Source organism: Duganella sp. P38, assembly GCF_050859475.1.
Taxonomy (GTDB): domain Bacteria; phylum Pseudomonadota; class Gammaproteobacteria; order Burkholderiales; family Burkholderiaceae_D; genus Rugamonas.
This window is the reverse complement of sequence record NZ_CP193936.1, coordinates 4,417,219-4,431,254: the sequence shown is the minus strand read 5'-3', so window position 1 is coordinate 4,431,254 and position 14,036 is coordinate 4,417,219. Positions and strand designations below refer to the sequence as shown.

The 14,036-nt window shown below is 63.7% G+C and carries 18 protein-coding genes; 8 read left to right on the top strand and 10 right to left on the bottom strand.

Annotated elements, in window-relative coordinates:
- The first annotated feature begins 28 nt into the window (after nt 1-28).
- The 4 genes from ACRQ5J_RS20570 to ispF are packed head-to-tail and all read left to right on the top strand — an operon-like array spanning nt 29 to nt 2,554.
- Nucleotides 29-580, top strand: coding sequence for an NUDIX domain-containing protein (locus ACRQ5J_RS20570; protein ID WP_432379354.1), 552 nt, complete (start codon nt 29-31; stop codon nt 578-580).
- Nucleotides 577-1,266, top strand: a complete 690-nt coding sequence (locus ACRQ5J_RS20565; protein WP_432379352.1) for a hypothetical protein — start codon at nt 577-579, stop codon at nt 1,264-1,266. Before ACRQ5J_RS20570 ends, ACRQ5J_RS20565 begins: the two co-directional genes overlap by 4 nt.
- Nucleotides 1,267-1,274: 8 nt before the next feature.
- Complete coding sequence (gene ispD, locus ACRQ5J_RS20560; protein WP_432379351.1) at nt 1,275-2,063, top strand: 2-C-methyl-D-erythritol 4-phosphate cytidylyltransferase; 789 nt, start codon at nt 1,275-1,277, stop codon at nt 2,061-2,063.
- A gap of 2 nt (nt 2,064-2,065) precedes the next feature.
- Complete coding sequence (gene ispF / locus ACRQ5J_RS20555; protein ID WP_432379349.1) at nt 2,066-2,554, top strand: 2-C-methyl-D-erythritol 2,4-cyclodiphosphate synthase; 489 nt, start codon at nt 2,066-2,068, stop codon at nt 2,552-2,554.
- On the opposite strand, the gene ACRQ5J_RS20550 is transcribed toward ispF, so the two are convergent.
- The 5 genes from ACRQ5J_RS20550 to ACRQ5J_RS20530 form a co-directional block, all read right to left on the bottom strand.
- Nucleotides 2,494-2,994, bottom strand: a complete 501-nt coding sequence (locus ACRQ5J_RS20550) for a DUF433 domain-containing protein (protein WP_432379348.1) — start codon at nt 2,992-2,994, stop codon at nt 2,494-2,496. The genes ispF and ACRQ5J_RS20550 overlap by 61 nt on opposite strands.
- The gene (locus ACRQ5J_RS20545; RefSeq protein WP_432383701.1) at nt 2,894-3,142 is read right to left on the bottom strand and encodes a BrnT family toxin; all 249 of its coding nucleotides are present in this window, start codon (nt 3,140-3,142) and stop codon (nt 2,894-2,896) included. Before ACRQ5J_RS20545 ends, ACRQ5J_RS20550 begins: the two co-directional genes overlap by 101 nt.
- Before the next feature lie 221 nt (nt 3,143-3,363).
- A complete protein-coding gene (locus ACRQ5J_RS20540; RefSeq protein WP_432379346.1) occupies nt 3,364-4,053 on the bottom strand; it encodes an aminotransferase class V-fold PLP-dependent enzyme in 690 nt (229 codons plus the stop codon).
- Nucleotides 3,950-4,504: an aminotransferase class V-fold PLP-dependent enzyme gene (locus ACRQ5J_RS20535; protein ID WP_432379345.1), complete on the bottom strand. Its 555-nt coding sequence runs from the start codon at nt 4,502-4,504 to the stop codon at nt 3,950-3,952. The genes ACRQ5J_RS20540 and ACRQ5J_RS20535 overlap by 104 nt, the downstream gene beginning before the upstream one ends.
- 52 nt (nt 4,505-4,556) lie before the next feature.
- Nucleotides 4,557-5,456 carry an MBL fold metallo-hydrolase gene (locus tag ACRQ5J_RS20530; RefSeq protein WP_432379344.1) on the bottom strand — a complete coding sequence of 300 codons (900 nt, stop codon included), beginning with the start codon at nt 5,454-5,456 and terminating at the stop codon, nt 4,557-4,559.
- A 183-nt stretch (nt 5,457-5,639) separates the two neighbouring features.
- Here ACRQ5J_RS20530 and ACRQ5J_RS20525 point away from each other — a divergent pair, with 183 nt between their 5' ends.
- Entirely contained in the window at nt 5,640-6,350 is a 711-nt protein-coding gene (locus tag ACRQ5J_RS20525; RefSeq protein WP_432379342.1) for an OBAP family protein, read from the top strand.
- Nucleotides 6,351-6,396: 46 nt separating this feature from the next.
- A complete protein-coding gene (locus ACRQ5J_RS20520) occupies nt 6,397-6,687 on the top strand; it encodes a hypothetical protein (RefSeq protein ID WP_432379341.1) in 291 nt (96 codons plus the stop codon).
- 4 nt (nt 6,688-6,691) lie between these two features.
- On the opposite strand, the gene ACRQ5J_RS20515 is transcribed toward ACRQ5J_RS20520, so the two are convergent.
- A complete protein-coding gene (locus ACRQ5J_RS20515) occupies nt 6,692-7,918 on the bottom strand; it encodes an MFS transporter (protein ID WP_432379339.1) in 1,227 nt (408 codons plus the stop codon).
- Nucleotides 7,919-8,008: 90 nt separating this feature from the next.
- Here ACRQ5J_RS20515 and ACRQ5J_RS20510 point away from each other — a divergent pair, with 90 nt between their 5' ends.
- Nucleotides 8,009-8,605: a TetR/AcrR family transcriptional regulator gene (locus ACRQ5J_RS20510; RefSeq protein WP_432379337.1), complete on the top strand. Its 597-nt coding sequence runs from the start codon at nt 8,009-8,011 to the stop codon at nt 8,603-8,605.
- Nucleotides 8,606-8,752: 147 nt separating this feature from the next.
- Here the strand turns inward: ACRQ5J_RS20510 and ACRQ5J_RS20505 are convergent, their stop codons facing one another.
- From ACRQ5J_RS20505 to ACRQ5J_RS20490, 4 genes are all read right to left on the bottom strand, one after another.
- Nucleotides 8,753-9,748, bottom strand: a complete 996-nt coding sequence (locus ACRQ5J_RS20505) for an FHA domain-containing protein (RefSeq protein WP_432379335.1) — start codon at nt 9,746-9,748, stop codon at nt 8,753-8,755.
- Complete coding sequence (locus ACRQ5J_RS20500) at nt 9,745-11,307, bottom strand: S1 family peptidase (RefSeq protein ID WP_432379333.1); 1,563 nt, start codon at nt 11,305-11,307, stop codon at nt 9,745-9,747. The genes ACRQ5J_RS20505 and ACRQ5J_RS20500 overlap by 4 nt, the downstream gene beginning before the upstream one ends.
- Before the next feature lie 18 nt (nt 11,308-11,325).
- Nucleotides 11,326-11,979 (bottom strand): GTP cyclohydrolase II, encoded by a 654-nt coding sequence (ribA, locus tag ACRQ5J_RS20495; protein ID WP_432379331.1) that lies wholly within the window; start codon nt 11,977-11,979, stop codon nt 11,326-11,328.
- A gap of 201 nt (nt 11,980-12,180) precedes the next feature.
- Nucleotides 12,181-12,885: a pirin family protein gene (locus ACRQ5J_RS20490; protein ID WP_432379329.1), complete on the bottom strand. Its 705-nt coding sequence runs from the start codon at nt 12,883-12,885 to the stop codon at nt 12,181-12,183.
- A 159-nt stretch (nt 12,886-13,044) separates the two neighbouring features.
- On the opposite strand from ACRQ5J_RS20490, the gene ACRQ5J_RS20485 reads away from it, so the two are divergent.
- Nucleotides 13,045-13,983, top strand: coding sequence for a LysR substrate-binding domain-containing protein (locus ACRQ5J_RS20485; protein WP_432379327.1), 939 nt, complete (start codon nt 13,045-13,047; stop codon nt 13,981-13,983).
- Nucleotides 13,984-14,036 lie beyond the last annotated feature (53 nt).

Below are 14,036 nucleotides of genomic sequence, written 5' to 3'. Positions count from 1 at the left end.
ATCGTTCTCATACGATAGTGGAGCAGGGATGGACAACCTCAAAGAAACGCGCATAGACGGCGAACTGGCCTACGACGGCCACTTCCTCAAAGTCCAGCGCGATACCATAGAACTTCCCAACGGCAAGCGCACCCGGCGCGAATACATCCTGCACCCTGGCGCGGTGGTGATCCTGCCGCTGCTGGACGACGGCACGGTGCTGCTGGAGCGCCAGTTCCGCTACCCACTGCACGATGTGTTCATTGAATTCCCTGCCGGCAAAATCGATCCGGGCGAAGACCCGCTGGTCGCCGCCCAGCGCGAACTGGAAGAGGAAACCGGCTACAGCGGCGGCGAATGGCAGTTCGTCACCAAGATCCACAACGCCATCGCCTATTCGGACGAGCATCTGGACCTGTACTTGGCGCGCGGCCTGCAAGCAGGCAAGCAGAAACTCGACGAAGGCGAATTCCTGGAAACGTTCACTGCCACCATTGACGAACTGCTGCAATGGGTGCGCGAGGGCAAGATCACCGACGTCAAAACGGTGATCGGCGTCTTTTGGCTGGAAAAGCTGCGCGCCGGCGACTGGACGCTATGAAAACCCGGCTGGCGCTCGCCATGCTGCTGGCCGCCGGTGGCGCGCAAGCGGCGGCGCAGCGCACGCCGTTTCAGATACGCTGCGAGGACACCATCAGCAAATCGCTGTCGGTGCTGAAGGCGCAGCAGGACGGCTACACCGTCAACAACCAGTTGCCGTACCGCGCGCTGACGGCGCGCACCGGCAGCAGCAACCGCAATATGGAAACGCTGGGGCTGACCGTTACGCAGGGCATGCACAAGGCTTCGGTCGGCGGGCCGATCCTGCAGGACGCGGCCAGCGGCTACGAATGCATCGCCCCCAAGGTGGACATCCAGCTGTATTATTCGCCGGTGCGGATTTATGTCGGCAGCGAGTTCGCTCCGGGCACGTGCGCGTACAAGGAGATTCTCGCGCACGAGATGCGGCACCTGAAGGCGCACATGGATAACCTGGCGCGGGTGCAGAAGGTGGTCGGCGATGCGCTCAACAAGCGCTTCGCCGGGCAACCGATGTATGCGCCGTCCGGCACCGCGATGTCGGCGTTGCAGCATGAGGTCGGCAGCACCTGGTTCAACTTCATCCGCGACGAATTCGAGAAGGGCAAGGTCGAGCAGGACAAGATCGACACGCCGGAAGAATATGCCCGCCTGGCCAAGGCATGTAATGGCGAGATCGCGCAAATCCTGGCGCGCCGCCGCAAATAAAGAGAGTTATGACAGATACGCATCACCCATCCGTGCAGCCGGCGCACGCGCAGGCGTCCGCGCTGGGGCCGCAAGCCGGGCCGGCGCGCGCACCGCGCCACTTCGCGCTGTTGCCGGCCGCCGGCGTCGGCGCACGCATGGCGGCCAACGGCCCCAAACAATACCTGACCGTCGGCGGCAAGCCGATGCTGCGGCATGCGGTGGACGCCTTCCGCGCCTCGCCGCTGGTGGCCCACACCTACGTGGTCGTCAGCCCCGACGACGGCGTGATCGATTCGGTGCTGCCGCCGGCGCTGGACGGCGTGACCGTGCTGCGGGTCGGCGGCGCCACCCGCATGGACTCGGTGCTGAACGGCCTGCGCGCGCTCGATGGCGTGCTGGGCGGACAAGACCATGTCATGGTGCACGACGCCGCGCGCCCCGGCCTGACGCCGGCACTGATCGCACGCCTGATCGACGGCGTCGGCGACGACCCGGCCGGCGGCCTGCTGGCATTGCCGGTGGTCGACACGATGAAACGCGGCGCCGCCGGCGCCGCCGGCGCCAGCGTCAGCGCCGCCACGGTGCCGCGCAACGGCCTGTGGTCGGCGCAAACGCCGCAGATGTTCAGCTACGCGCTGCTGCTGCGCGCGCTGGGCAGCGCGCCCGACGCCAACGCCATCACCGACGACGCCAGCGCGGTCGAAATGCTCGGCTACGCGCCGCGGCTGATCGAAGGCCATCCACGCAATCTCAAGGTAACGCTGCCAGCCGACATCCGCATCGCGGAGATGTACCTGGCCATCAAGGAAGACTAATCATGAACAAACTCCCATTCCGCATCGGCCAGGGCTACGACTGCCACGCGCTGGTTGAAGGACGCAAGCTGATCATCGGCGGCGTCGACATTCCGCACCACGTCGGCCTGCTGGGCCACTCGGACGCCGACGTGCTGCTGCACGCCATCACCGACTCGATTCTTGGCGCGGCCGCCTTGGGCGACATCGGCAAGCACTTTCCGGACACGGATCCGGAATTCAAGGGCGCCGACTCGCGCAAGCTGCTGAAGGAAGCGGCCAGGCGGGTGGTGGCCACCGGCTATGCGATCGGCAACGTCGACTGCACCATCATTGCCCAGCGCCCGAAGATGGCGCCGCATATCCAGAACATGCGCGCCAACATCGCCGAGGATTTGGGCGTGGACATCAGCCAGGTCAACGTTAAAGCCAAGACCAATGAAAAGCTGGGTTATTTGGGCCGCGAAGAAGGCATCGCCGCCGAATCCATCGCCTTGCTGATTTCCTCGTAAAACAGCATCGCTTCATTCTCGCTGGCGCTGACGGCAATCTCGCGCGGCACCGACGGATAATCGCGCAGGAAGTCTTCGACGGTCTTGCCTGCCAGCAGGTAATCAAACATGCGCTTGATCGGCACCAGCGTGTTGGCAAACACCGGCGTGCCACCAAGCACAGCCGGCTCCACCTGCACCTCGGGCGTCAGCGACAGCATGAACGTCAATAATTCCGGGTCAATCGGATCGAGCGGCGAATTGCGCGGCTCGATGATGCGCCCTTTAAACCGTTCGACCGGATTGGCATAGAGCCCGGACTCCAGCGGCGGACAATCATCATCAAACTTGATGTCCTCTTCAGGTCCGGGAATCACCTCTGCCCATTCGCTTGCTTCGCCCAAGTATGGTTCGACGCTCGTTCCTTGTTGCTTTCCTAAATGAGATGATTCGTATTCCATTATTTCGCTCCGTGTAAATGACGGCCACCTCTTGGTCGCCCCAAAAGCCCAACGTAAGAAACCTTTGCTCGTCGTAGTGGTAGCGAGTGTCCTCGATCGTGATCGAACGCTTATCTTCGATCACTTCAGCGCAGTCCGCGAAGTCCATACCGTGGTTACGACGATTACTCTTACGCTTGGCCTCATCCCAAAAATAGATAGTCATCTCAGTCTAGCCGCTGAAAGATATCCTTCAAGCAAACTGAAGCAGACAATCCGCTCAGGACATCATCGCACTAGGCTGAGCCCATCTTTTTTGCCAGTCTTAAGCCAGATCAATCGGACGGCAGCGCCGCTTCCATCTTCAGCCGTACTTGCGAGACGAACTGTTCAGAGAACATGGGCTTCCCGCGTCAAGACCATGAGGGCGGCGACCAGTTGATCGAGTTCTTCGGTGGTCGTGGTCAGTGCGACGGTAACACGCACGACGTCGCTCGCCCCGACGTTGCGCTCCACCGTGAACAGGTTGAAACGGTTCAGCAGCGCCTGCTGCAACTCGCGTGCGCTCATGCCGTCGATGGCCACCGCGACCAGCGCCGTGCCGTGCTCCGCCTCCCGTGGCGATAGCAAACGCAAGCCGGGCAGGGCGGCCACGCGGCCGACCCAGTATTCCCGCAGCGCCGCCAGCCGCGCGGCCTTGGCCTCGCTGCCGCCCAGATTGGCATGGAAATCCAGCGCCGCCGGCGTGGCGAGGATCGCGGCCAACGGCGGCATGCCCACGTACAGCCGGCAGCGGATATCGCTTAACGGATAATTGCGGTCGCCCATGTGCGGCTCAATCTTGGCGAGCTGCGTGGCGCGAATGAACACGAACCCGAGCCCCGGCGGCGCGCCGATCCACTTGTGCAGGTTAAAGCCGGCGAAATCGACGTGCAACTGCTGCACGTCCAGCGGCAACTGTCCCAGCGCATGGGCGCTATCGACCAGCACATCGACGCCATGCTCGCGCGCGAACGCCACAATCTCCCGCACCGGCGCCTGCTGGCCATTGCACGGGTAGACCTGCGACAGCAGCAGCAATTTCAAGCCCGCTGTGTGACGGATAGCGTCCTTGTATTTTTCCAGCAGCGCTGTCCTGACTGATGGGCAAGTCCAGTTGCAGCACCTGCGGCGTGACGCCGCGCCGCTGCTCCAGCCATGCCATGCTGGTGCGCATCGCCGGATAATCGAGGTTGCTCCACAGGACAACATCGCCCGGCTGTAGCTGGTGGTACTGGCCGATCAACACCTGCATCGACTCGCTGGCGCTGCGGGTGAGCAGGATCTCATGCGGCTCCGCATTGATGAGCCGCGCCAGCTTTTCACGCAAGGCATCAACATGCGTGGCGGTGAATTCGCCACGCACAAACGGACTCAGATGCGTGTTCACATGCCGCACCGCCTCCTCGAAGGCCGTTTGCACCGGCAAGGCCATCGCCCCGAAATAGCCGTGTTCTAGATTAACAACCGTGGAGCTGGACTTGGGATGCATGAGGTGGTCTTTCGCTTTGGAAGTGTCCTATTCTATCCAAAGATGAAGCAAGTCAGCGGGGCAGTGCGATGATCTCGCCGACGCCGGAGTGATCGTGCTTGTCGCCATACACGCGGTCCAGTTCCACTTGTGCATATTCGCCGGTGCAATGTCCGGCAGCGATGCGCTCCACCTGCCAGCGCGTCTTGAAGTTGTTGACCACCTCGCTAACCTGCTGGTCGCTCTTGTCGACCAGATGCAGGCCGCCGACGATTGTGTACAACTGTTTGTCATACTGCGACGCCGCTGCAAGTATCCGCTCGATGCCGGGATGCGAGCAGCCGACCACCACCGCCAGTCCTTTGGGTGTCCGCACCGCCAGCGACAGCTCGTTCAACTCCAGCGTGCCTTTGCTGTCTGAGATCGTCTTGACCAGATACAGTCCTGGCGCCACTTCTACGGATTTGTCGATCAGGGTGAACCTCGCAGCCGGCCACGGAGAATCGATGGTCAGCTTTTCCGGCGGCTGGCCGTTGAAGTAGCGCAGATCCGGCGCGATACCCGCCGCATTGCGCAGCAGTGCTTTTGCTGCCGGCGGCGAGGGCGGCGTGCCGAATGAACCGGTTTCCAGCGGCGCGTATATTTGCACAGCGGGATTCTGTTCCAGCACGTAGGCCAGCCCGCCCGTGTGATCGCCGTGGCGATGCGAAATCACCACAAAGTCCAGCTTCTTCAAATCGATGTTCAGCTTACGGACGTTGTCGGCAAAAGTCTGGTACTGACCGCCAGCGTCGAACAGGATGCGCTTGCCCTGGTACTCGACCAGCGCCGAGTAACCCCAGCCGCGCTGCAAGTCGGACGGCTTGCCAAATGCATCAAAGATGACGGTGACGCGCGCCGGCGCATCATCGGCCTTGGCCGGAAGCAGGGCGCTCAATCCTGCCAGCAGAACGAACAAGCGGAAAAATTTCATATTTGATCCTCGCCTGAAAATGGAATCCGATGATTTTCACGCGCCGCCGATTTTTGCGCCAAGTCTATTTTGGCATAGCGTTATCGGTTTTTCGAGCAAGGCGACAGCAGTGCTGTCCGCAGGTCAGCGGCGCGTCACGGCATGGGCGTTTGGGCTATCGTGGGAAAAACGATGGAGGTGCGTATGCTAAAGACTTGCTTGGTGGGATTGGGGCTTGCCGCAGTGACCGCAGTGGCGCCGCCCGGCGATGAGAAGAAACCGAAGACCAGGGCGCTTGAGGCGGGGGCGAAAGTATTGCAGAGTAATCGCCCGCTGGCCGGCTTCGATATTTATCTGGTCGGTTTCCACCCGATGAAGGACCACCCGGAGCAGCAGATGGAAGCCCATCATTACTGCCATCAGATGAACGAGGATTTCGCGCAGTGCATGCTGTTCGACGGCAATACCAAAACCGCCAACATGAACGGCGTCGAATACATCATCTCGGAAAAGCTGTTCGCCAGCCTGCCGGCGGAGGAGCGCGCGTTCTGGCATCCGCATAACGGCGAGATCCTCAGCGGCCAGTTGATGGCGCCCGGCATCCCCAAGGCCGCCGAGAAGGCGCTGATGAAGACCAAGATGAACAGCTACGGCAAGACCTGGCATTTCTGGCACACCGACAAACAGAACCTGCCGCTGGGCGCGCCCATGCTGGCATGGTCCTTCAACCGCGACAACGAAGCGGCGCCGGGCCTGGTCGAAAAGCGCGATGAAAAGATGGGCCTCGATACCGCCACCACCCGCGCCGCGCGCCGCGACTTGCAGCCGCTGGCGCGTCCGCAGTCGGGCGTGGATGACCTGAAGGGTAAGTTCAACCGCCCCACCACCGAGATTCCCGGCGTTCGGCAGCAGTAGTCTCTGCTACCATGTCGCCTTTTTGGGAGCGAAGATGGCGCGCGATATGACTGCGTACCGCCAGGTGGCGGTGCAATCGATGGAGTGGGGCGGGCAAGTGCTCATCTATCCGCTGCCCGGCCAGGCCTATTCGACCGATTTGCCGGTGCAGTGCTCGCGCCGGCTGACCGATGCCAGCGTCTATCCGGTCGGCACCTGCTTCCTGGTGAACGCCAAGCTGACCGACCGCCTCGGCGGCCCGCAGTACCTGTATGTCTGGCATGGCGACGACATCAAGGTCCTGACGGACAAGGACGCCGAGGTGTTCCTGGGCGCCTATCGCCGCGTTAGGCTCTAGCAGCTTAATGCACCGCGTGCAGCCTGGCCGCCGGCTTCTCGCCGTCACGCGCCCACAGCAGCGCTACGCTCGCCATCGACAGCGCCAGCGCGCCGCCCACCACCATGGCGCTTGATACGCCGAGGTGATCGACCGCCAGGCCGCCGACCAGCGCGCCGCTGGACAGCGCGATCTGCGCGGTGGTGACGAAGACCGCGCCGCCGCTCTCCATCGCGTGCGGCGCCGCCTGGAAGATCCAGGTCTGCACCGACATCGGCATCATGCCGAACGCCACGCCCCAGACCACCACCAGCACGGCCGCGCCGATCAGGCCGTGACCGAGCAGCGGCAGGGCAATGGTCGACAGGCCCAGCACCACGCCGGTGGTGACCAGCCCGGCCTGCACGCTGCGCGCGAGGATCTTGCCGCCGATTACGTTGCCGGCCAGGCCCGCCGCGCCGTACACTAGCAGCAGGATGCTGATGGTCTTGGCGTCCAGCCGCGCCACTTGCGCGAGGAACGGCGTGATGTAGGTATAGGCCGAGAACTGGCCGATGAAGATCAGCATGGTGATGAAGATGCCGAGCCGCGCCTTCGGCACGCGCAGCAGTTCCGGCAACTGGCTGAAGGTGACCGACGACTTGGCCGGCAGCGGCGGCGGCAGGCGCATCTGCGTCAGCAGCACCAGCACGGCCACCACGCTGCCGGCGTGGAAGGCGGTGCGCCAGCCGAACAGTTCGCCGATCAGCGCGCCGGCCGGCACGCCGGCCACGGTGCCGATCGAGACGCCGGCAAAAATCATCGACAGCGCCTTCGGCTCCAGGCCCGGCTGCACCAGCCGCGTGCTCAGCGCCGGGCCGAGCGCCCAGAAGCCGCCCACACCCACACCCAGCAGCGCGCGGCCGGCCAGGATCAGCGGGAAGGAATCCGAGAAGGCGACGATCAGGTTCGACAGCAGCATGGTGCCGGTCAGGCCCCACAGCACGTAGCGGCGGTCGGTCTTGCCGATGCCAACGGTGACCAGAATCGCGGCCACCGCCGCCACCAGGCCCGGCACGGTGACCATCATGCCGGCCAGGCCTTCGGTCACACCCAGCTCGGCGGCGATGGCCGGCAGCAGGCCGACCGGCAGGAACTCGGTGGTCACCAGCGCGAACGCGCCGATGGCGATCGACAGCACGCCGGGCCAGGGCGAATGATGAGGGCTTGGCGGCGCGTCGGCGACGGCGGCCTGGGTGTTTTGGTTTTGCATGGAAAGTCCTGAAAAAGCTTGAGTTTTTTACTGGTCGGTTCATAATGTGTGCAGCAACGCGTTTTGTCAATTAATTTTTAACCGATCGGTATGAAAGAGCGAAAATTAGGCCGCCCACGGACCTTCGATGCTGACGTGGCGCTGGAAAAGGCCATGAAGGTGTTCTGGGAGAAGGGCTACGAAGGCAGCTCGCTGCCAGAGCTGACCGAGGCCATGGGCATGAACCGCCCCAGCATGTATGCCGTGTTCGGCAACAAGGAGAATCTGTTCAAGCTGGCGCTGGAGCGTTATGGCGCGTCGCACGACCCGCTGTTCGACGCCGCGCTCGAGCAGCCGACCGCGCGCGCGGTGGTTGAGCATTTCTTGCGCGGCAATGCCAATGCGCAGACGGAGGAGGCGAATCCGCACGGCTGCCTGGTCATCAACGGCGCGCTGGTGTGCAGCGACGATGCGCTGCCGATCCGCAATACCCTGATTGAACGGCGTGCCGCGGCCGAGATGCGGCTGCGCGAGCGTTTTATGCAAGCCAAGGACGACGGTGATCTGCCGCCCGACTTTTGCGCCGGCCAGATGGCGCGCTATGTGATGACGGTATCCAACGGCATGGCCGTCCAGGCCGCCGCCGGCGCCACCCGCAGCCAGTTGCAGCAGGTGGTCGACCAGGTGTTGCGCGGCTGGCCGAGTTAGGCGCCAGCCGGCGCCACGGCATCGGCCTGGCTTGCTGCTGCCAGTGCATCGGCGTGGCCTGCCGACTCCGCCGGCCTATGCCAGGTCAGCCGGGCCGATCCCGGCCAGGCGCGTCCGGCCAGGCCGCTGGCCGGCGCGGGCGCTGGTTTATTCGGCGCTGGCCTCGTCTTCTTCGTCGCTGTCGATCGCGCCGTCCTTGACCGCTTGCGTGCGCGCGGCGTCGGCGCCGGTTTTCAGCCTGGATGCATTGAGCAGGAACTGGTCGACGCTACGGTCCTCGCTCTGGCGCACTTCCGGCGGCAGCAAGACCGACATATACAGTTCGTCCGACGCGCGGCCGGTGGTTTGCAGGTTGGACAGCACCAGCAGGCCGGAGCCGGCCAGTAACATCACCGTGGCGGTAATCAGGAAGCGGCGCGGATGATGCGGCTTGATGGTAATCAGATGGAAGAAAATCATCGCGCAGGCAATGCCCAGCGTGACCAGGCTGCCATACCGCGTCAGCGACTCGGCCGACCAGGCATACGCCAGCACCGAACTCAGCGCCCGCCACAGGCCGACCACCGCCAGCGCGCCGCCGAGAATGAACAAGTGCCGTCCCATCCGCGCATGGCTGCCGAACAGGCGATTGGCCAGCGCCCACACGCCCGCCCACAATAGCGCGCCCGCCAGGCTGGACGCGAGCACCAGCAGGTAACGGATCAGCGCGAACGGCTCGACGTCGCCCAGCCACGTTTCAAAGCAGCTGAATACCGCAATCAGCGCCAGGCCGATGGTGGCCGGCGTGGCGCCCTCCCAGCCGTGCATGGTGGTGTCGGCGATTTCCGGCGCGACCGGAAAGTCGGCGCCGCGCACGCGCAGCCGCGTGTGGCCGAGGCGTACCACGGCGTCGCCGTCCAGCGTCATGCTGGTCTGGCGGCGGCCCCTGTAGATGGTGCCATTCTTGCTGCCCAGGTCGCGCAGCACCACCTGGTTGTGCTGGTCCGTTTCGACCACGGCGTGGCTGGCCGCGCTGTGGGCGTCGTCCAGGATGATGTCGTTGTCGTAGCTGCGGCCGATGCGGATCGGCAGCGCGGCCACCTTGTGCCGGTGCAGCACGTCGCCATTGCGCGCGAGGATTTCGACGAAGTAGGGCGCTTTCATTGCACGCCGCCTTTCTTCGCCGCGGTCGGAGCCGGCGCCAGCGACAGCGAGTCGAGGAACACGCGCGACAGGCGCATGCCGTTGTCATACGAGACGCCGCGCGCGTCGAGCCGGCTTTGCAGGCTCATCAGGCCTTGGTCGGTGCTGGCAGTCAGCAGCGCGAAATCGTACAGGCCGGCGAACTTGCGGTAGGCCCGGACGCACAGCACGGCGCGCAGCGGCAGCGTCTTGTTTTTGACGAAGCTTTCGGTGCAGTTGGGGCCGGTCAGGCGCGAGTCCTTGTTACTGCCGAAGTGTTCGTTCTTGAACGAGGCGCTGGCCAGTTGCGCAAAGCGTAGCTGGTCGAGGCCGGTGCTGCGCAGGAACTGGTGGCGAATGGCGATCTGGCCGGTCTGCAGCGAGCCGTTGACGAAGATCGCCGACTCCATCGCGCAACTGGCGTCGTCGACGCTGAAGGGCTTGTCGGCCTTGACGTTTGAGCGGCCCCAGCAGCGCATCTGTTCGGATTCGCGCACCGGCACCTGGTATGGGCCCATCGGCTTCAGGCTCAGCGGGCTCGACAGTAACTGGTTGACCATCGCGCTCTGGTGCGACAACAACTGGCCGGCCACCACGGCGGTGAAGTCGGTTGGCGCTTTGCGCTGGGCGTCGACTTTCTTCAGCAGGTCCTGGGCGTAGCGGGCCGGCACCAGGAAGCTGACCAGTTCGCCGTCTAGGCGCTTGGAGACGTTGACGCCGGCCACCGAGCCGTCGGCGGTCACGCTGGGGCCGCCGCTCATGCCGGAGTTGATCGGGCCGGTGAACATCAATTGGTCGTAGAAGCTGCGCGTGATGACGCCGTTGTAGGCGCCTTCGGAAATGGCGAAGCCGAGGTCGAGCGGGTTGCCCATCGAGTACAGGTACTGGCCCTGCGTCAGGCGCGCGAGCTTTTCCGGCATCTTGAAAAAGCCGGTGCCGTTGCGGTTGACGCGCAGCACGGCGAGGTCGTGCAGCACGTCGACCGCCAGCAGTTCGACATTGCCGCGCTGGCCGCTGGTATCGACCCATTCGCCGATGTAGGTGTCGGGGTCGAGCGCGAACTGCGACACCACGTGGTAGTTGGTCAGCACCAGGTTGCTGGTGCCGATCAGGAAGCCGGAACCGACCGACGATTGCGTGCGGCCGCTTTTCAGCAGCGAGCGCACTTGCAGGATGTCGTTCTTGGCAGCGGCATACAGGTGCTGGGCGGCGCTCGACGGCGGCGGCAGCGGCGCGCCGTCGGCAGCGTCGGCGGCGTCCGTGCCGGCAGCGTCGTGGGCGCCGTGCGGCGCAGCGGCGCCTTGGGTGGCGCCCGGCGCGGCGGCGGCGGGCGGCGTTGTGCCTGCTGCCGGCCGGTTCGCTGCGGGCGGCGTCGTCGCAGCGGCTTTAGCGCCGTGCGGTGTCGTGGCGGGGGCGGCTGGCGTGGCGCGCGCGGCCGGCGGGGCGGGCTGTGTCGTAGTGGCCGGGTCGGGCGCCGCCAGCGCGACGCCTGCGCAGGCCCAGGTTAATGCAAGAGTGCTGGCGAGCTTGGTGACTTTCATGCAGTCCTTAAAACAATGTTACAGCGCACCATCCTCCACCGGCGCCGGGGTCAGCGGCGTCATCATGTGGCCCAGCTTGGCGGCCTTGGTATCCAGATAATACTGGTTAAAGGCATTGCGGTTGACCAGCAGCGGCACGCGCTCGGCCACCTCAACGCCCAGATTCGTCATGGCGTTGATCTTACGCGGATTATTGGTCATCAGGCGCAGGCTTTTCACGTTGAACTGTTCCAGCATGGGCTTGACCAGGCCATAAGTGCGCTGGTCCGGCTTGAAGCCGAGCTGTTCGTTGGCCTGCACCGTGTCAGCGCCGGCCTCTTGCAGGCGATAGGCGCGGATCTTGTTGACCAGGCCGATGCCGCGGCCTTCTTGGCGCAGATAGAGCAGCACGCCGCGGCCCTCGTCGGCGATCTTCTTCAGCGCGCCCTCGAGCTGGGCGCCGCAGTCGCAACGTTGCGAGAACAGCACGTCGCCGGTCAGGCATTCCGAGTGGACGCGCGCCAGCACCGGCTGGCCGTCGCCGATATCGCCCAGCACCATCGCCAGGTGTTCCTTGCCGGTGGCCTTCTCGACAAAAGCGTGCAGCGTGAACTGGGCCCAGGGTGTAGGCAGGGCGCAGGAGGTGACGTAGTTCAGTTCGTCCTGGGACGGGATTTCTGCGCTCTGCGACATGGTTTTGCTCTTTATTCTATTCATCTGATGTAAAAAGGCGCGCCGGGCTGTTCCAACAGACCCGGCGCGCCCTTCATGATACCAAAACTGGCGGAAATGTTTTGAGCCGCCCCTCGACCGTCATTCCCGCGCAGGCGGGAACCCATGCTGCATCTGCAATGCCGGCGCGCCATGGATTCCCGCCTGCGCGGGAATGGCGGGTTACTGTTTAGGCAGGTCGAACAGCAGCAGTTCGGCTTCCTCGGCCTGGTTCAGCGTCACCAGCGGCTCATCGGTCAGCTTCAGCGCGTCGCCGGCTTTCAGGTGGACGCCGTTGACGGTTACCGCACCGCGGATCAGATGTACATAGCCAATCCGGCCTTCCTTCAGCTCATGCTTCAGGCTGTCGCCTTCGTCCATGATGGAGGCGTACAGTTCTGCGTTCTGGTGGATCAGCACCGAACCATTGCGGCCATCGTTCGAGGCGATCAGCGCCAGTTTGCCTTTTTTGCTTTCTGGCGAGAAGTTTTTCTCCTCGTAGCTAGGCGGAATGCCGATCTGGTTAGGCTGAATCCAGATTTGCAGGAAGTGCACGACTTCATCGCGGTTATGGTTGAACTCGCTGTGACGCACGCCGGTGCCGGCGCTCATGCGCTGGACGTCGCCGTAGTGCAGCACCGAACCGGTGCCCATGCTGTCCTTGTGTTCCAGCGCGCCGCTCAGCACATACGAGATGATTTCCATGTCGCGGTGGCCGTGGGTGCCGAAGCCCTGGCTGCCTTGCACCTGGTCCTCGTTGATCACCAGCAGCGGGCCGAAGCCGACGTGCTCGGGATCGTGATAGTGGCCGAACGAGAAGCTGTGTTTGGAATCCAGCCAGCCGTGGTTAGCTTTACCGCGGGAATCAGAATGACGTACTTGCAACATGATGAGCTCCATTTCTTTTTGATTGGGTTAATGTGCGATAATTTTGAAAGTGTTTTTCGTGAACCGCTTTCGTATCGCTGCATCCATGAATCACATTGTAGACCCCTGATTCGAAATAAAAAAACGGAAAAATTACCCTCCTATTGTCGAAAAAATCGAATGCTCAGATTAAGCCTTGAAGCCCTGCAAATCGTGGACGCCATCGACCGGCGCGGTTCCTTCTCCGCCGCCGGCAAGGAATTGCACCGCGTGCCATCGACCATCTCCTACACCGTCAGCAAGCTCGAAGACGACCTCGGCGTGCAGGTGTTCGAGCGCAATGGCCCGCGCGTGGAGCTGACCGCCGCCGGCGCCGAGCTGCTGAAAGAGGGGCGCTACCTGCTGAAGGCGGCGCAGGACCTCGAGCATCGCGTGCGCCGTGTCGCGTCCGGCTGGGAGACCGAGCTGGCGGTCGGCATGGACTCGATGTTTTCGCCGTGCCTGTTCCATGACGATGTGCCGGCCTTCTACGAGGTTGCCAGGCAGACCCGCCTGCGCATCGTGCAGGAAGCGCTGTCCGGCACCTGGGAAGCGCTGCTGCAGCGCCGCGCCGATATTCTGGTGGGCGCGGCCGGTGACGGCCCGGCCGGCGGCGGCTATGTGTCCGAGCCGATCGGCAAGCTGGACTTTGTGTTCGCGGTGGCGCCGTCGCATCCGCTGGCCGCTGTCCAGGACAAGCTGGGCCGCACGCATTTGCAACACTATCGCGCCGTCAGCGTGGCCGACTCCGCGCGCCAGATGGCCCCGCGCACGGTCGGCTTGTTGCTGGGGCAGGACACGCTGACCGTGCCCGACATGAAGACCAAGTTCCAGTACCAGATTGCCGGCATGGGCTTCGGCTTCCTGCCCGAACCGTGCGCGCGCGCCGCCATAGCCGCCGGCCTGCTGGTGGAGAAGCAGGTCGAGGAACCCAAGCCGGCCGAGACTTTCTACCTGGCCTGGCGCAGCGGCGAGAACGGCGCCGCGCTGAACTGGTGGAGCAACCGCATGCGCCAGCCGGGCCTGTTCGAGCGGCTGATCAGCCAGCTGCCACATCATAATGTTGACCAAGCTCAATAGTTTCGTGCAACATAGCAGGATCATTGAACGTCCCTCCTGCCGGAAAAATTTTT